This is a genomic window from Erythrobacter sp. JB1-4 (genome assembly GCF_057365025.1).
This window is the reverse complement of record NZ_CP200292.1, coordinates 3,433,551-3,450,610: the sequence shown is the minus strand read 5'-3', so window position 1 is coordinate 3,450,610 and position 17,060 is coordinate 3,433,551. Positions and strand designations below refer to the sequence as shown.

At 56.7% G+C, this 17,060-nt stretch carries 18 protein-coding genes and 1 pseudogene; 13 read left to right on the top strand and 6 right to left on the bottom strand.

Annotated elements, in window-relative coordinates:
• Positions 1 to 91: 91 nt before the first annotated feature.
• From guaB to AC0V61_RS16175, 5 genes are read left to right on the top strand one after another with little or no spacing between them, the layout of a single operon-like run.
• Positions 92 to 1,546 carry an IMP dehydrogenase gene (gene guaB, locus AC0V61_RS16195; protein ID WP_486159241.1) on the top strand — a complete coding sequence of 485 codons (1,455 nt, stop codon included), beginning with the start codon at positions 92 to 94 and terminating at the stop codon, positions 1,544 to 1,546.
• Positions 1,547 to 1,555: 9 nt separating this feature from the next.
• Positions 1,556 to 1,828: a hypothetical protein gene (locus tag AC0V61_RS16190; RefSeq protein WP_486159239.1), complete on the top strand. Its 273-nt coding sequence runs from the start codon at positions 1,556 to 1,558 to the stop codon at positions 1,826 to 1,828.
• On the top strand, positions 1,825 to 3,006 hold the full coding sequence (locus tag AC0V61_RS16185) for an RsmB/NOP family class I SAM-dependent RNA methyltransferase (RefSeq protein WP_486159237.1): 1,182 nt from the start codon (positions 1,825 to 1,827) through the stop codon (positions 3,004 to 3,006). Before AC0V61_RS16190 ends, AC0V61_RS16185 begins: the two co-directional genes overlap by 4 nt.
• A gap of 11 nt (positions 3,007 to 3,017) precedes the next feature.
• Entirely contained in the window at positions 3,018 to 3,572 is a 555-nt protein-coding gene (locus tag AC0V61_RS16180) for a tetratricopeptide repeat protein (protein WP_486159235.1), read from the top strand.
• 24 nt (positions 3,573 to 3,596) lie between these two features.
• On the top strand, positions 3,597 to 4,271 hold the full coding sequence (locus AC0V61_RS16175; protein ID WP_486159233.1) for a glutathione S-transferase family protein: 675 nt from the start codon (positions 3,597 to 3,599) through the stop codon (positions 4,269 to 4,271).
• Here AC0V61_RS16175 and AC0V61_RS16170 read toward each other — a convergent pair.
• Complete coding sequence (locus AC0V61_RS16170; RefSeq protein ID WP_486159231.1) at positions 4,268 to 4,741, bottom strand: RNA pyrophosphohydrolase; 474 nt, start codon at positions 4,739 to 4,741, stop codon at positions 4,268 to 4,270. The genes AC0V61_RS16175 and AC0V61_RS16170 overlap by 4 nt on opposite strands.
• Position 4,742: 1 nt before the next feature.
• Positions 4,743 to 5,687 (bottom strand): alpha/beta hydrolase, encoded by a 945-nt coding sequence (locus AC0V61_RS16165; RefSeq protein ID WP_486159229.1) that lies wholly within the window; start codon positions 5,685 to 5,687, stop codon positions 4,743 to 4,745.
• Between the two features lie 64 nt (positions 5,688 to 5,751).
• On the opposite strand from AC0V61_RS16165, the gene AC0V61_RS16160 reads away from it, so the two are divergent.
• The 4 genes from AC0V61_RS16160 (at position 5,752) to AC0V61_RS16145 (ending at position 10,619) form a co-directional block, all read left to right on the top strand.
• Positions 5,752 to 6,708: a metal-dependent hydrolase gene (locus AC0V61_RS16160; RefSeq protein ID WP_486159227.1), complete on the top strand. Its 957-nt coding sequence runs from the start codon at positions 5,752 to 5,754 to the stop codon at positions 6,706 to 6,708.
• Between the two features lie 15 nt (positions 6,709 to 6,723).
• Positions 6,724 to 8,118: a cryptochrome/photolyase family protein gene (locus tag AC0V61_RS16155; protein WP_486159225.1), complete on the top strand. Its 1,395-nt coding sequence runs from the start codon at positions 6,724 to 6,726 to the stop codon at positions 8,116 to 8,118.
• Positions 8,119 to 8,205: 87 nt separating this feature from the next.
• Positions 8,206 to 9,417, top strand: a complete 1,212-nt coding sequence (locus AC0V61_RS16150; protein ID WP_486159223.1) for a serine hydrolase domain-containing protein — start codon at positions 8,206 to 8,208, stop codon at positions 9,415 to 9,417.
• A complete protein-coding gene (locus AC0V61_RS16145) occupies positions 9,414 to 10,619 on the top strand; it encodes a serine hydrolase domain-containing protein (protein WP_486159221.1) in 1,206 nt (401 codons plus the stop codon). The genes AC0V61_RS16150 and AC0V61_RS16145 overlap by 4 nt, the downstream gene beginning before the upstream one ends.
• A gap of 16 nt (positions 10,620 to 10,635) precedes the next feature.
• On the opposite strand, the gene AC0V61_RS16140 is transcribed toward AC0V61_RS16145, so the two are convergent.
• The 3 genes and pseudogenes from AC0V61_RS16140 to purF form a co-directional block, all read right to left on the bottom strand.
• Positions 10,636 to 10,983: a PilZ domain-containing protein gene (locus tag AC0V61_RS16140; protein WP_486159219.1), complete on the bottom strand. Its 348-nt coding sequence runs from the start codon at positions 10,981 to 10,983 to the stop codon at positions 10,636 to 10,638.
• A 151-nt stretch (positions 10,984 to 11,134) separates the two neighbouring features.
• Positions 11,135 to 11,847 (bottom strand): annotated as a pseudogene (locus AC0V61_RS16135) (SDR family NAD(P)-dependent oxidoreductase).
• 12 nt (positions 11,848 to 11,859) lie between these two features.
• Positions 11,860 to 13,377, bottom strand: a complete 1,518-nt coding sequence (purF, locus tag AC0V61_RS16130; protein WP_486159217.1) for an amidophosphoribosyltransferase — start codon at positions 13,375 to 13,377, stop codon at positions 11,860 to 11,862.
• Between the two features lie 241 nt (positions 13,378 to 13,618).
• On the opposite strand from purF, the gene AC0V61_RS16125 reads away from it, so the two are divergent.
• The 4 genes from AC0V61_RS16125 to AC0V61_RS16110 all read left to right on the top strand — a co-directional run bounded on the left by AC0V61_RS16125 (position 13,619) and on the right by AC0V61_RS16110 (position 16,669).
• Positions 13,619 to 14,860 carry a lipoprotein-releasing ABC transporter permease subunit gene (locus AC0V61_RS16125; RefSeq protein ID WP_486159612.1) on the top strand — a complete coding sequence of 414 codons (1,242 nt, stop codon included), beginning with the start codon at positions 13,619 to 13,621 and terminating at the stop codon, positions 14,858 to 14,860.
• Positions 14,853 to 15,527 carry an ABC transporter ATP-binding protein gene (locus AC0V61_RS16120; protein ID WP_486159216.1) on the top strand — a complete coding sequence of 225 codons (675 nt, stop codon included), beginning with the start codon at positions 14,853 to 14,855 and terminating at the stop codon, positions 15,525 to 15,527. The genes AC0V61_RS16125 and AC0V61_RS16120 overlap by 8 nt, the downstream gene beginning before the upstream one ends.
• Before the next feature lie 183 nt (positions 15,528 to 15,710).
• Positions 15,711 to 16,193, top strand: a complete 483-nt coding sequence (locus AC0V61_RS16115) for a hypothetical protein (protein ID WP_486159214.1) — start codon at positions 15,711 to 15,713, stop codon at positions 16,191 to 16,193.
• On the top strand, positions 16,190 to 16,669 hold the full coding sequence (locus AC0V61_RS16110; protein WP_486159212.1) for a glutathione peroxidase: 480 nt from the start codon (positions 16,190 to 16,192) through the stop codon (positions 16,667 to 16,669). Before AC0V61_RS16115 ends, AC0V61_RS16110 begins: the two co-directional genes overlap by 4 nt.
• 4 nt (positions 16,670 to 16,673) lie before the next feature.
• On the opposite strand, the gene AC0V61_RS16105 is transcribed toward AC0V61_RS16110, so the two are convergent.
• Positions 16,674 to 16,964, bottom strand: coding sequence for a DUF6958 family protein (locus tag AC0V61_RS16105; RefSeq protein WP_486159210.1), 291 nt, complete (start codon positions 16,962 to 16,964; stop codon positions 16,674 to 16,676).
• Positions 16,965 to 17,060: the final 96 nt, after the last annotated feature.

The following is a 17,060-nucleotide window of genomic DNA, read 5'->3' as shown; positions in this document are numbered from 1 at the left end:
ACGCACAAGGCTCCCCTAGCGCTGAGTGAAAGTCCGTCCTACAGGGACGTGCACGATCTCGCTCCACCTTGATGAAAGCTCTCACGTGCACATGGAAATCCCCCTCGGCCTTACTTTTGATGACGTCCTTCTTCGCCCGGCGCAAAGCAATGTGCTGCCAAGCATGGCGAATACGCAAACGAAGCTGACAAAGGACATTGCTCTCAATATCCCTGTTCTTTCGAGTGCAATGGACACTGTGACCGAGGCCGATATGGCCATCGTTATGGCGCAATTGGGCGGAATTGGCGTTCTTCACCGTAACCTTGATGTTGATGAACAAGTCGCCGCTGTGCGTGCGGTCAAGCGCTTCGAAAGCGGTATGGTGGTAAACCCGATCACCATCCGCCCCGATGCAGAGCTTGGCGAAGCGCAAGCGATCATGGAGCAAAACAAGATCAGCGGCATTCCCGTGACCGATGATGATGGCATCCTCGTGGGTATCCTTACCAACCGCGATGTTCGGTTTGCCGAGAACCCCTTGCAGCCCATTCGTGAGCTTATGACGACGAATGATCTTGCCACCGTCCCACTTGGCACCGGCCAAGAAGATGCGCGCAGGCTCCTTCATCAGCGCCGGATTGAAAAGCTGCTTGTGGTTGATGATGACTACAAATGTATTGGCCTTATCACGGTGAAAGACATCGAGAAGGCTGTGAATTACCCAACCGCCACCAAAGACTCCGCCGGGCGTCTTCGGGTGGCAGCGGCCAGCACGGTGGGTGACAAAGGCTTTGAGCGTACAGCAGCTCTTGTCGATGCCGAAGTTGACGTGGTGGTGATCGATACAGCTCACGGTCACAATGACGATGTCAGCCGTGCAGTGGAACGGGTAAAGGCTCTTTCAAACTCGGTGCAAGTCATCGCAGGCAATGTTGCCACGGCTGAGGCCACACGCGCGCTGATCGATGCAGGCGCGGACGCTGTGAAAGTTGGCATTGGCCCTGGCTCCATCTGCACAACGCGCGTGGTGGCTGGTGTCGGCGTGCCGCAGCTTACCGCCGTTATGGAAAGCGCGAAGGAAGCTGCAAAATCAGGTGTTCCGGTCATCGCAGACGGCGGCCTTCGAACCTCTGGCGATGCGGCCAAGGCTCTCGCTGCTGGCGCATCCAGCGTCATGGTCGGCTCTATGCTGGCAGGCACAGCGGAAAGCCCGGGCGATGTGTTCCTATACCAAGGGCGCTCTTACAAAGCATACCGGGGCATGGGCAGCGTCGGCGCGATGGCGCGCGGGTCTGCTGATCGTTATTTCCAACAGGATGTGTCCGCGCTCAAACTCGTGCCGGAGGGGATCGAAGGGCAGGTCCCGTTCAAAGGCCCGGCCGCCGATGTAATCCACCAGCTTGTCGGCGGGGTGAAGGCAGCTATGGGCTATACGGGTTCACACACGATCAACGACCTGCAAACCCGCGCACAGTTTGTTCGCATCACCAATGCCGGGCTCTCCGAAAGCCATGTGCATGATGTGGCGATCACGCGTGAGGCGCCGAATTATCCGACCCGATAAAGGACCCAGATGTTGATCGAACTTGTCCCTGTAATGCTGTTTATCCTTGGTTGGAGCGCTGATGATCCCTCGCAGATTGATCTTCAGCGTCACCCCGTCTTGTTTAGCTCAATCGAAGCTTGTGAAAAAGCGAGCGCTGGCATTCTGGCAGATTACACCGAAGTGACCTCTGAAGGGGACACACCAAGGCAATTCGCCGCCCGCTGTGTCGAATTTCCTGAGCGCTCTGAGATCGAAGAACTTTTCAAGCGCGAATTTCGCCAGACCGAAGCGCCTGAATGACGCCCGCAGCCCGCGTCCAAGCCGCAATCGAGCTTCTTGACCAGATCATCGAAGGCGCCCGCAATAAAGGCGCACCTGCTGACCGGTTAATCTCCGCTTATTTCAAAACACGCCGCTATGCAGGTTCGAAGGACCGCCGCGCGGTGCGCGACCTTGTGTACCAGGCGATCCGGCTGTGCGGAGAGGTGCCTTACGATGGTCGCTCTGCCATGTTGGCGGTGGCGACGCAGGATGAGAACCTCGTGCCCTTGTTCGATGGTTCCACCCATGGCCCTGCCAAGATTGGTGCAGGCGAGATGGCGGCGTTTATTGGTGTCGCGCCAGAGTGGCTTGAGAAAAGGCTTAAAGCCTCAGGGGTGACGGGCAAAGAGGCCGAGGCGCTTCTTGGACGCGCGGCTCTCGATGTTCGAGTGAACGCCCTTAAAGCTGCGCGCGATGGCTTAGAGCTTCCTGAATTGGGCGAGCCGCTTGCCGCACCAAATGCGCTTCGTTTTCCCCAAGGTACGCAGGTTGAGCAATGGGCCGAATACCGCGAGGGACTGATCGAAATTCAAGATCACGCAAGTCAATGGGTGTGCGAAAGCCTTGAGGCTAACCCGGGTGACACCATCATCGATCTTTGCGCAGGGGCAGGGGGCAAAACGCTCGCTTTGGCGGCCAAGCTGGGCAATGCAGCGAGCCTTGTTGCTTGTGACACAGACAAACGCCGTCTTGGCAATCTGGCTCCGCGATCAGCGCGTGCCGGGGTGCAGGTTGATCACACTGTCTTGCTTGATCCGGGCAAAGAGCGTGAGGCCCTCGAGCCGTGGCTTGGAAAAGCGGACCGGGTGCTGGTTGATGCGCCATGCTCGGGGAGCGGTACTTGGCGGCGGCAACCCGAAGGGCGCTGGCGGCTCGATCCCAAAGAGCTTGCGCGGCTGACCAAGCTTCAAGACCATGTGCTCGATATCGGCGCGGACCTTACGCGGCCGGGCGGTTCGATGACCTTTGTGACCTGTTCCGTCCTTGACGACGAAGGGGCTGACCGAGTTGAAGCGTTCTTGAAGCGACACGAGGGCTGGACTGCAACTGCGCCTGAAATGCCTATTGGGCGGCCGCGCGGACAGGGCAAGCGCCTTACGCCGTTCCACGACGACACAGATGGCTTTTTTGTCGCAAAGCTCGCTTTTGAGTGTTAGGCAGCGCGCCTATGGCTAAGCCATCCACCATCGGCCTTGCTACTCCCAAGGAGCTTTTCATGCGTTTCGCGCCCGTTGCTGCTGCTCTTTCGCTTTTCCTGGCCACTACGGCGAGTGTGACAAGCGCTGGCGAAAAAACGCCGAGCCCGCTGGCGGCTCAGTTGATTGAAGCAGGTCAGGCAGCGCTCGCCAATGGCGACACGCAAGGCGCGATTGATGCCTTTGAAGCCGCTTTTGCCGTGGACCCTGCATACACGCCGATTTTCGTACAGCTTGCTGAGGCTGCGCGTCAGGATGGCCTTCAAGGAAAAGCGATTGGGTATTACCGTGAGGCTTTGGAGCGCGATCCGGATAACTTTGCGGCAATTTCGGGCGAGGGCGAGGCTTTGGTGGAGAGGGGTGCCGTTGAAAAGGCACAGCGCAACTTGTCGCGGTTAGAGAGCCTCTGCGGTTCCTCTTGTCCGGAAACTCTGGCGTTGCAACAGCGCATTGCTGCCGGTCCTCCTGCGCGTCTCGCGGTTGAGACTGCGGGTGACGCAGGCGAAGAAACCGCTGTCACGAACTGAGCTTCACCGTTAGGAGTCGCGGCCATGCTAACACTTCACCACCTCGAATATTCGCAAAGCTTCCGCATTCTTTGGCTGTTGGAGGAGCTTGGCGCTGAGTATGAGCTTAAGCTCTACAATCGCAACACCGACGATAATCTGGCACCTGACGATTATAAGGCACTCTCGCCTTTGGGCACGGCTCCGGTGGTGACAGATGGCGATCTGGTGCTGGCAGAAAGCAATGCGATCATCGATTATATTCTCGATGGGTATCCCGAGAGCACGCTTAATCCGGGGGCAGGGCACAAGGACCGCGCGCGGCATCTATTTTGGTATCACTCATCGCCGGGCTCTTTGATGAACCTTCAGAGCATCGCTATGATCTTGGGGCTATTGGAGAGCCGCAGCCCGTGGCCGATTAGCTCGCTTTTGAAAGCGGTGTTTGGTCAGGTGCGCAAACTCTTCCTAGACCCGCGCATGGCAGCGATGCTTAAGCTGATGGAAGAAGATCTCGGCAAGCAGCCCTTTTTTGGCGGTGACAATCTGACAAGCGCAGATATCACCTTGTCCTATCCCATGTTCGCCGTGCGCGATAAGGGTCTGTTTGAAGGCGGCTATCCGAATGTGAACGCGTGGTTTAACCGGGTAGAAGCGCTGGGCAGCTTCAAAGCAGCCCGAGCAAAAGACAACCGCGATAGCATTACGTTTAAGTTCTAAATCAGCGGCGCAAACTCTGCGACGAGCCGTTCGTAAACATCGCGTTTGAACGGAATGATGAGCTCGGGCAGTTCATTGACACTCACCCAGCGAAAGTCCTTAAACTCCGCTGGATCGTGAGCGTTGAGGTCGATATCGGCATCGGTCCCGGTGAAGCGTCCCAGATACCAATATTGCTCTTGGCCCCGATATTTGCCCTTCCAAATGCGGCCCAAAAGCTCTGGTGGAAGGTCGTATTTGAAGGTCATGTCACCGCCTGCGATGATCTCCACCATATCAGGGCCAACGCCGGTCTCTTCGTGAAGCTCGCGCAGGGCGGCTGTCTTGGGGTCTTCGCCCGCATCGATACCCCCTTGCGGCATTTGCCAAAAGCCATGCGCGCGTTTGTCGATACGCTCGCCGACAAAGACGAGCCCCTCTGAATTCACCAGCATAAAGCCAGCGCACGGGCGGTAGGGAAGATCGCTCATTTTACGCGCGCCCCAACATGAGTTTCATCGCAGCCACCATCCGTTCAAGGTCAGCCTGAGCGCTTGGTACGGCGGCGCGCAAATTGGTATGCGCGTGGCACAGCCCCTGCATTTCCAAGAACACCACATCGCGCCCTGCATTGATCAATGCCTTGCCATAGTCGCGCCCGGAATCGCGAATGGGGTCAAGGCTTGCTGTGGTCAGGACGGTGGGCGGGGCATTGCTGTGGTCGCCAAGGATCGGAAAGCCGCGCGGGTCGGACTTGTCGGCTTGATATGCCATATCGAAGAACTCAATCGCCGCTTTGGTGAGGATGTAGCCATCGGCGAATTCCTCAATGCTGGCTGATCCCATGGCATCGCTTGCAAGCGGGAAGATGGGCACTTGGAGGACAACGGGGACATCGGCAGCTTTGGTGCCCAGTAGCTGGGTCACAGCGATCGTCGCATTACCACCAGCGCTATCGCCGATCGTAATGAGACCCGTTGCCTCGCGGTAAAGCTCATGAGGCGATGAGGCAATCCAGCGCGCCGCCGCTTCGCAATCTTCAATCGCAGCGGGGAAGGGATGTTCGGGCGCAAGGCGATAATCGACCGCGACCAGGGGCAGGTCCATCAGGTGCGCGATTTCGGTGCACAGATTATGGTGGGTTTCGAGGTCTCCGATAACGAAACCGCCGCCATGGAAGAAGGTGATCACTGGACCCGGCCCGCGAGTGTCCTTCGCGTCATAAAGCCGCAGGGGAATATCGCCAGCAGGCCCTGGACACGAGAGGTCCTTGATCACCGCAAGCTCGCGCGCTGGACGGTCTGCCATAGCGTGCAACGCCACATAGGACGCGCGTGCTTCCTCGAGGCTCATCTCCGACATCGCCGGGCCGCCCGCTGCTGCAAGGCCATCGATTAGGGCCTTCATGTCGGGGCGTACAAAGGGTGCGTCGGTCATGGGTTTTGTCTCTCTCGTCGATACTATTTTGACGCAGCTATGCACGAAGGTTAGGCGTGTGCAAATGGATAACCTGACGCACAGCCTTGTAGGCGCAGTGATGGGCCAAGCGGGCCTTAAGACGAAAACCGGGCTTGGTATGCCTGCGCTGATCATCGGGGCAAATTTGCCAGATGTGGATGCAGCCTGCTTCTTCTGGCTTGAAGGTACAGAGCATCTGGGTTTCCGGCGCGGGATCACACATGGACCGCCTGCCTTGGTGATTTTGCCGCTGATACTGGCGGGCATTCTTTGGTATTATGACCGATGGCAAACCAAACGGGGTAAGCGGCCTGAGGGGCGATTGCCTGTGCATTTTGGCTGGCTGTACGCACTCAGTTTTATCGGCGCTCTCAGTCACCCACTGTTCGATTGGCTCAATGTTTACGGTGTGCGTTTTTGGGAGCCGTTCGCGCCCACTTGGGCCTATGGCGATACATTGTTTATCATTGATGTGTGGCTTTGGGCTTTGCTGATCATTTCCGTGTGGTGGGGGTACAGACGAGAAAAATCAGGAGGGAACCAACGCCCGATTGCCCGCGGTGCGATTGCGATCATGCTTGCCTATATTGCGATGAATTGGACAATCACTTCGCTCAATTATCTGAACAAGGGGATCATGGCAGAGCCTTATCCGTCAGAATTCATCGCCTCGCCAAAGCCAATCGCCTCGCTTGCGCGCGAGCGGATTGCAAAGCTTGAGGATGGGCGCTGGGTATCGGACACCTGGCAGGGCGAGGACGCCGGCTATGGCTATCGCCATTCCGAGGCGGTTCAATGCGTCCTTCCTGATTTGAGCGAGGAGCGGCATGATAACAGTCAGCTTGATGCTTTCCTGTTTTGGTCAAGAGCACCCTTTGGCACGCGCGCGGAAGATGGGAGCGTGATCCTGCATGATGCACGGTTTTATGATCCGCGTGCGCGGGCAAGGTTCTCATTGCCGCTGCCAGATGTGCAATGTGAGGAACTTGACGGGCGTTAAAGCGCTTTTGCACACATGAGTGAAACACAAATAGTGTGGCTAAGGCGCGACCTGCGTTTGGCCGACAATCCCGCCCTTTTCGAAGCCTCCAAAAGGGGGCCTGTTGTCGCGGTTTACGTGCTCGATGACACGGTCGCGAAAACCCATGCATATGGCGGCGCGTCGCGTTGGTGGCTGCACCATTCGCTTGAGAGTTTGCAGACAAGTTTTGCCAAGCGCCATGCAAAAATTGTCCTTCGCAAAGGCGACTGCGTGGAACAATTGCTTGAAATCGCGAAAGAAACAGGTGCGACAACCATCCACGCCAACCGCCATTATGAGCCGTGGTGGCGCAATGCAGAGAAACAGCTCGCTGAGGAAATCGACCTTCAGCGTTATGATGATGCGAATTTCCTCACCGTGATGGGCTCAATCAAAACGGGCACTGGCGGGCAGTATAAGATATACACCCCATTCAGCCGAGCCGTGCGTGCGCAATTCCCGCCGCGCGATGAACTGCCCGAGCCTGAAACGCTGTCTTCACCCGAGAGCTGGCCCAAGAGCGATGCGCTTGCGGATTGGGACCTGCTTCCGACGAAGCCCGATTGGTCAGGTGGCATAGCCGAGGCATGGGAGGTCGGCGAAGAGGCGGCTCACGCACGTCTCGATTGGTGGGAGACCCACGTTGATGACTATGATGACAAACGCAATTTTCCCAGTGTCGATAAGGTATCAAAACTCTCCCCGCATTTGCACTTTGGCGAGATTACGCCGGTGCAAATCTGGCATCACTTTAAACACAAACGCTCCAAGGGCTGGGACACCTACGAAAGCGAGCTGATCTGGCGCGATTATGCGCAGAACACGGTGGCACAGTTTCCGCTCTATGCCCGCAGCAATTACCGCGAGGACTTCGACCAGATCGAATGGCGTGACCCTGAGACCGACGAAAAGGCGGCCAAAGACCTCAAGAAATGGCAGCAAGGTCGCACCGGTTATCCGATTGTGGATGCTGGCATGCGGGAGTTGTGGCAGACCGGTTGGATGCACAACCGGGTGCGGATGATCACGGCGAGCTTTTTGATCAAGCACTTGCTGATCGATTGGCGGCACGGCGAACAATGGTTCTGGGACACGTTGCTGGATGCCGACTACGCCTCCAATGCCACCAATTGGCAGTGGACGGCGGGAACAGGCGTCGATTCCAATATGTTCGTGCGGATTATGGCCCCGCTTAGCCAGTCGGAGAAGTTCGATGCCGCAAACTACATACGCAAATTTGTGCCAGAGCTCAGCGATCTTGACGAACCCTATATCCACGATCCCGAAGAGCACGGGTGCCTTCCAAAAGCCTATCCGCCCAAGATGATTGCGCATAAGGCCGCGCGTGAGAGGGCGCTTACGGCGTACAAAGCGATGAAAGGCGATTGATACGCTTGCCACCTGCCAATTAGCATGGGAAAAGCCAGCTCAGACGCCGTAGAGCGTTCACGATTTCAGTGGGAGCGGGATCACCTCATGAAGAAAGCAATTCTCTTACTTCTAGCATTGCTGGTGGTCGGCTTAGGCGTAGCTTGGTTCTCACTTGATAAGGACGCACGCGCGTTTCTGGCCAAAGGGCAGACCGATCCAAACGTCCTTTTCTGGTCGGTGGAAGAGCGCGATGCTGGCTTCCGCGTACTCGATGGCTTCCCCATGTTGGCAGGGGCGCGGACTATTGCGGCAGGTGATGAAACGCTGGAGCTTGCTGAGGGCGAACTGCTCGAAATTCCTACAGATGTCAGAGCTTATATGGCCGACCAACGCGCCTCAGCCCTAGTAATCGTGCACAAGGGCGCGGTGGTGTTCGAAGACTACGGCCTCGATTTTTCAGCCGACGGCAAATGGACAAGCTTTTCCGTCGCAAAGAGCCTAACCTCGACCCTTGTGGGCGCGGCCATCGCGGATGGGGCGATCGACTCCATTGATGACCCGGTAACCAAATATATCGAAGACCTCAAAGGCTCCGCCTATGACGATGTGTCGGTCGAGCAGTTGCTCACCATGACCAGCGGCGTTGCCTGGAATGAAGACTATGGCGATCCCAATTCTGACGTCGCGAAGTTCAACAATCACCAGCCTGAAGCGGGCATGGACACCACCGTCAGCTATATGCGCTCGCTCCCGCGCGAGGCACCAGCGGGTGAGAAGTGGGTGTATAAAACCGGTGAAACCAATCTCATCGGCATTTTGGTGAGCGAGGCCACCGGCAAGCCTTTGGCTGACTATCTCTCAGAGAAAATTTGGGCGCCGTTTGGGATGCAGCAGGATGCGACATGGCTGCTCAACAATTCGGACAATGAAATCAGCGGCTGCTGCATTCAGGCGGCGACGCGTGATATGGCGCGCTTTGGCCTGTTTATGCTTGGCGGAGGCAAGGTGGATGGCAAAGCGGTTCTGCCAGAGGGCTGGATTGAAGCGGCCACAGTCAAGCAAGCAGATATTGGCACAGATGGCCGCGGTTATGGCTATCAATGGTGGACCTATGATGATGGCTCATATGCCGCCCAAGGCATATTCGGGCAGGGCATCTTTATCGATCCCGCGCGCGATCTGTTGATTGCGTCTAACGCCAATTGGCCAAGCGCAACGCCAGCCGAACAAGCCGAGCAGCGCCAAGCGTTTTATCGCAGCGTCCAGGCCGCTATTGATCCCCTCTCACCCGCAGAAGAAGGCGAACCTGTACAATGAACCGACTGGCATTCCTGTTTGCGGGCGTAGCGGCGCTCTCTCTAACCGCCTGCAGCTATGGCGCAGCCGAAGGTGTCGATAGCGCGCCGCCCGTTCTCGCGGTGGTTGAGGATGTGCTTCCACCAGAGCGCGGCGCAGAAGAACTCCAAGTCCTGTTCTGGAACGATGAACAGCGCACCATGCGCTTTCGCGAAATGGAAAACTGGTTTCCTGGCAAGGAGGTGCCAGCTTCGACCAATCCGCGCAGTTTAACGCGAGGCGAAAGCCTGCCGGATGATCTTGCTGCCCACATTCGCAAAGTGATGGCTGAGACGAATGCTGCGGGCGTCATGGTACACAAACGGGGCACGGTACGGTTTGAGGAATATGGCCTCGACCTTGCTCAAGATCAGCGTTGGACAAGCTTTTCGGTCGCGAAGAGCTTTACCTCGACCTTGCTTGGTGCGGCAGTACACGACGGCTTTATTTCAAGCCTTGATGATCCGGTGACCGCCTATGTGCCCGGGCTGATTGGCTCAGCTTATGACGGTGTTACCGTGCGCCAAATCGCCACCATGACCAGCGGCGTTGCGTGGAATGAGGATTACACCGACCCCAAATCTGACGTCGCGCGCATGAATGAGTACATGCTGAAATACGGCTCTGAGGCATCCGTTGCGCAGCTTCGCGAGCTTGGCCGCGAGACGGCTCCGGGGGAAAAGTGGCTCTATAAGACGGGTGAGACCAACCTTATCGGTCTTGTGATCGAGAACGCGGTTGGCCTTTCCCTTGCGGAATACGCACAGGAAAAGATCGTCGAGCCAGCAGGCTTTGAGAACGGTCTGTTCTGGATGGCCGATACGCGCGGGGGGAGCATCGGAGGGTGTTGCCTGTCGCTCTCGCTTGGCGACTACACGCGCATGGGCGTATTCGTCCTCGAAGGCGGCGGGGATAGCGTGCCAGAGGAATGGTTTGCCGAAGCCGGCAAAGCTCATGTTGACTTCAGTGCCACCAATCCGAGCGCGAAGGGTTTCGGCTATGGCTACCAATGGTGGACTTATCCCAGCGGCTTTGGCGCGCAGGGGATATTTGGGCAGTCGATTACCATCATTCCCGAAGAAGAACTGGTGCTCACCGTCGTAGGCAATTGGTCGACTGCGACCAGCAACGCCCACCGTGCGGCATGGCGTGATGTGGCGGAAAGGATTTCAGCGGTCGATTAAACGTCGGCGTTGCCGATCAGATGATCGTGCGCGAGACGCCAGTATTGCTATAGCGTTGCAGGATGTTGTCGTGCACGATTGGGCTCAAAAGCTCTTCGAACGCGACGCCTACGATGCAGTTTTCCCACCACACGACCTGACCTTGAAGCGATTCAAGACCGGGCAGGGTCAGCCAGCACATCTGGCCTTCATGCATGCGGTTGATCGAGCTTGCCGAGAAGCCCGAGATCGAAAGATCCTGCACATTGGTCTGAAACGCGCGCCCACCCGACGCCCGAAGCGTTGCAGGGATAGTCAGCCGCGTGCGCGGTGAGCAGCGATCTTCCTGTGCTGCGGTGTGATAGCTATTCGTCGCAGATGGCATAGCCTTGACAAACCTTCTTCAAATCAGCGGGTGAATTTCCTGATCGCGTACGATCTGCCACAGGTCGCTATAAGAGAAAGTTGCAAAGTAAGGTTAAGGGCGCGCTAACGAACGGACTTTCTTAACATCCATCCCGTGCACCGCCACAAGGTCAATCGATCCGCTCGCGGTGGCCGGTTTCAAAGCCATTGACGGCAAGCGCGACCAAGCGCTCGGCGACCACTTCTGGCGCTTTGAGAGTCTCGGGGTTTTCGCCGGGATACGCGCGGGCCCGCATCGCCGTGCGTGTGGCTCCGGGGTCAACAATGGCCACGCGCAATTCGCTCAGCTTTTCAACTTCTGCGCCGTAAGTCTCGAGAAGGTTGTCGAAGGCGGCCTTAGTCGAGCCGTAGGCACCCCAAAATGCGCGGGGGAAGCTCCAACGCTGCTCGTCAAACCGATGATTTTGCCCTGTTTTGCGCGGCGAAGAAGCGGGTCGAACCCTGCCAAAAGGGCCTGTGTGGCGACAACATTTGTCAAGATTGCGGTGTTGAACTGTTTTGGGTCAATCTGGCTAAGCGGTGTGAGGTCCGGCAGGTAAGCCGCTGAAATCACCATCAGATCAAGCGTGTCCCAGCGCCCAGCAATGGCACCTGCTAAGCGGCTGATCGCGTCCGGTTCCATCATATCAACCGGCGCAATGGTGGAAGTCCCGCCGCCCTCGTGGATTTTGTCCTCAACCGCTTCGAGCTCTTTAACCTTGCGCGCGGTGATGATCACGTGCGCGCCTGCATTGGCCAATGCGATAGCGGTCGCAGCGCCAATGCCTCGGCTTGCACCAGTGACGAGTGCGGTTTGTCCCGCGAGTGGTTTTGTATCGGTCATTTGGGGCCCTTATCAGGCTGCTTTGGGATCAGCAAAAGGGAGCTCATCGCTCCCTTCCTTGGCGCGCACGATATCGGTGAGCGAGGTTGGATATTCGCCGGTAAAGCACGCATCGCAAAACTGGGGGCAGGATTTATCACGGCCCTTCGATCCGACCGCGCGGTAAAGGCCATCAATCGAGATGAAAGCAAGGCTATCGGCTTGGATATATTCGCGCATCGGCTCCAGATCCATCCGTGCGGCGAGCAATTTGGAGCGTTCAGGCGTGTCTACACCGTAAAAGCAGGAATGCGCGGTTGGCGGGCTGGCGACGCGGAAATGCACTTCGCTGGCCCCTGCATCGCGCATCATTTGCACAATCTTGAGGCTGGTCGTGCCGCGCACGATTGAATCGTCGATGAGGACGATGCGTTTGCCCTCGACAAGGCCGCGATTGGCGTTGTGTTTGCGCTTTACCGATGAATCGCGCGCGCCGTCTCCGGGTTGAATGAAGGTGCGGCCCACATAGTGCGAACGGATAATGCCAAGCTCAAACGGCACACCCGATTCTTGCGCATATCCGATGGCTGCCGGAACGCCGCTGTCGGGAACAGGTACGATGAGATCGACATCGCAAGGAGCCTCGATCGCAAGCTCGCGCCCGATGGCTTTGCGTGCTTCATAGACGCTCTGGCCTGCAAAAGTGCTGTCCGGGCGGCTGAAATAGACGTGTTCGAAAATGCAAGGGCGAGGAGGCGGGCTGCCGAAGGGGCGCATCGAGTCAATCTTGCCGTCGAAGCCCACCTGAAGCATTTCGCCCGGTTCAATTTCACGGACAAATTCTGCGCCGACAACGTCAAAGGCGACGCTTTCGCTGGCGAAAAGGATCGTGTCGGTCCCGTCGCTCTTTTTCATTTTGCCCATGACAAGCGGGCGAATGCCAAGTGGATCGCGGCAGGCAATCATGCCCTCAGGCGTCATGACGATCAGCGCATATGCACCTTCAACAAGGCGCAGCGCATCAATCAGCCGATCAGCGACCGTTGGATAACGCGAGGTTGCGACAAGGTGGATGATAACTTCAGTGTCAGAGGTCGATTGGAAGATCGAGCCTTTGCCAACCAGGTCTTTACGCAAAGCCAAGGCGTTCGAAATATTGCCATTGTGCGCAATCGCAAAGCCGCCACTTGCAAGCTCTGCATAAAGCGGCTGCACATTGCGTAGTCCTGCGCCTCCGGTGGTGGAATAGCGCACATGGCCTGCCGCCATTGAACCGGGGAGTTCATCAATCGCTTCTTGGGAAGAGAAGTGCTCTGCGACCTGGCCAAGCCCGCGGCGCGAGATGAAGTCGTTGCCGTCAAAGCTGGTAATGCCAGCGGCCTCTTGACCGCGGTGTTGAAGAGCGTGCAAGCCTAACGCCGTTGCCGCTGAGGCTGCCTCTGCATTGATCGCACCAAAAACACCGCATTCCTCGCGCAGCTTATCGCCGTCTTCATCGTAGAATGGGTGGGTGATATTACCGTCAAACTGACCCTTTTCGGTAACTGCCATTACGTTCCTCGCCCGCTGCGCTGTCGTAAGATCCCCGCTGATGGCGAGGTCAATGGCTGTGTTACCGATCAATTACAAGCGTTCTTCTGACCTGCTCCCCGAGATTCTACGGATGGGTTCGCGAAGGGCACAAAAGTGAGGCTATTGGATTACACACAGATAGCGCTGCATTGCACATTGTGCAGGCGCTATCAGGCGCTTACAGCCTGCGTTCACCAAGGACTGATCACAAGCGCATCCAATCATGCTCACACCCTTCGAAAGAATGATCGCCAAGCGCTATTTATGGCCGGGCAAAGGCGAGGCGTTTATCGCTCTTGTCGCCGGTATCTCAGTGGGCGTTGTGATGCTGTCTGTTGCCATGCTTGTCCTTGTGATGAGCGTTATGGGCGGCTTTCGTTCTGAAATGCTGGACAAATTTGCAGGGCTAAACGGCCATGCGATCATTCAGGCCTATGGGGGTGAGCTCGACAATTGGGAGGGCGTGCTCGACGAGGTTCGTGAAACAGAGGGTGTGATCAGCGCCTCGCCGTTGATCGAACAGCCACTCATCGCTGGCTACAACGGCCGCAACAATGCGATTTTCGTGCGCGGCAACACAGCTGAAGATATCGCGTCCATGTCTGACAAAGTCATTATGGGCGATATGGCTAATGTGACCCCTGGAAGCGGCAGGGTGGCCTTGGGCGTACAGCTAGCCACAAACCTCGGTATTCGCGTCGGCGACACGATCACCATCATAAACCCGCAAGGCCGCGCAACGCCGTTTGGCACATCAATCCGGCAAGTCGGATATGAAGTGGGGGCGATCTTCGAGATTGGCCTTTATGACTTCGACGAAACCTTCGTCATCATGCCCATGTCAGATGCTCAGACGCTTTTGCTGATGGGCGATAAGATTGGGCTTATCGAAGTCACCGTTACGGACCCTGACAATGTTGGCGATATTCTGGGCGGAATTGAAGAAAAGCTCACGGGCCGAGCGGTTATTGCCGATTGGAAGCAGATCAACTCGACCCTTTTCGAAGCGCTTGAGGTTGAGCGCGTGGCGATGTTCTTTGTGCTCAGCTTTATGGTGCTGGTGGCTAGTTTCAATATCCTTTCCAGCCTTGTGATGCTGGTGCGGGCGAAGACGCGCGACATTGCGATTATGCGCACTATGGGTGCATCGCGCCGCTCGCTTCTCAAGATTTTTGTCACGACAGGCACCACCATTGGCTCATTGGGAACGCTTGTCGGCCTGCTTTTGGGGCTGGTGCTGCTTTATTTCCGAAATGGGATTGTGAACGGTATTGCTGCGGTGACGGGCGTCGAGATTTGGGACCCACAAGTGCGCTTCCTAACCTCGCTGCCAGTTCGAGTGGACCCATGGGAGATCGCAGGGATTGTCAGCCTCGCAATTGCGATGAGCTTTTTGGCGACGCTCTATCCGGCGCTAAAGGCCTCCAATACCGACCCTGTGCAGGTGCTGCGTTATGAGTAATCCGATTGTATCTTTGCGCGGGCTTTGCCGCAGCTTTGAACAAGGCGGGACGCGCATCGACGTGCTGCGCGGGGTTGATCTTGATATAATGCCGGGTGAAATCGTTGCACTGTTGGGGCCGTCTGGTTCGGGTAAATCGACCATGCTTCAAGCTGTCGGTTTGCTTGAGGGTGGCTTTGAGGGTTCAATCCAGATTGCAGGCGAGCGTGCTGAGAAAATGGCCTCTGATGGGCGCACCCGCGTGCGGCGTGAGCATTTGGGCTTTGTCTATCAATTCCACCATCTGCTGCCCGATTTTAACGCTACCGAAAATGTGGTGATGCCGCAGATGGTGGCAGGGACCCCGGAAGAAGAGGCAAAAGCGCGCGCTGAGAGCTTGCTTTCTAGCCTTGGTCTTGGTCATCGCCTGACCCACCGTCCCAGTCAGCTTTCAGGTGGTGAGCAACAAAGGGTTGCCGTGGCGAGGGCTCTTGCGAACCAACCCACCTTAGTGCTTGCTGATGAGCCTACCGGGAACCTTGATGAAGCGACGTCTGACACTGTGCTCGGGCAATTCCTCGAACTCGTGCGAGGCGAGGGGAGCGCGGCTTTGGTTGCGACGCATAATGAACGGCTTGCGAGCCGGATGGACCGTGTGGTTCGGCTTCACGATGGGGTGCTAAGCTAGGCTGAGCGAGCCGATCTGGGGAGATCAAATATGCTGTCGGACTTATTGGCCCTTGCCTTGGTGCAGGACGCTCAAACAGTGCCAGAATCGGCAAGCCAGCCACCTTCTCCACCCCCTGTGATGATGCCTGTTCCACCCAGAGCTCCTCCCACAGGTCCAGTCTCTACATCTCCCCCAAAAGAGTTGCCACCACACAAGAAAGGCGGCTGCGCGGGCACTGGCTTTGACGATTTCGACTTTCTCGCTGGAAGCTGGAACGTCTACAACGTGTTGGACGGGGGAGAAGGTCTGTTCGGGCAAATGGAGATCGAGTGGATCAATGGTGGCTGTGCGCTGCTGCAAAGATGGACAGCGAATAATGACTACTCGCTTGTCTCAGTCCTTTATTTTGACCCCTCTGAGCGCAACTGGCGCAAACAGACGGTGATGCCAACCACGGGGCAGTTTGAGATGGTTGGAGAGGCCAACGATGGGAAAATCGTGCTCACCGGAACCTGGCGTGTGAAAGGCCTCTTTCGTCAGCGCACATATCTTTTGCGCGATATCTACTCGCATAACGCCGACGGGACCATTACCTTGCAAAGGCAGGCCTCAAACGATCAGGGTTTGACGTGGGAAGATAGCCCTGCGCAGATTTACCGACCAAGGAATACGGACCAATCATGACAACTGTTGCCGATTTTACTGTCACCACAAACCGCGGCGAAAGCCTCGATCTTTCCACTAAGCAGGGCAAGGTTCTGTTGGTTGTGAACACTGCGTCGAAGTGTGGATTTACGCCGCAGTATGATGGGCTCGAAAAGCTTTACCAGCAATTCAAGGACAAAGATTTCGAAGTCCTCGGCTTCCCGTGCAATCAGTTCGGCGCTCAAGAACCGGGCAATGCCGATGAGATTGCTGAATTTTGCAAAGTCAATTTCGGTGTCACTTTTCCATTGATGGCGAAGGTGGATGTGAACGGCGCGGATGCATCGCCTTTGTTTGACTGGATGAAGTCGGAGAAAAAGGGCCTGATGGGGTCAACCTCGATCAAATGGAACTTCACCAAGTTTCTGATCGATCGGGATGGCACGGTGGTGAAACGTTATGGCCCGCAGGATGCGCCTTCAGCTATCGCGAAGGATATTGAGAAGCTGCTCTAGGCACTTACTTCCAGTGCCATCTTAGCGGCTTCGTCGCCTCGCGGACAAGTTTGCCCTTTGCCTCTAGGTCGAGTTGAACGGTCTTCGCCCACCATCCGCAGGTACTGCCTTGCGGAAACAGCGTTTCTGATAAATGCGGTTTCACACCCTCGCGGATCTCATTCTGATTGAGACCCGGTGAGGCGTGCGGCACAGCCTTTTCGAACGCTTGGTGCATATCAGCGTATTTCGCAGCATTGACTCTGGCGGTTTTGCCTGGCGTGTTGACGTTCTCAACCTCAATCATTTCGGCCATAGCGTCTCTCCCTTCGCTTCCCCGGCGCTTCCCCCGTCGCATCCTTAGTAGCTTGCCCCCAGCTTTTCCCCAAGTGGGCACGCGCGCAAGCTTGAA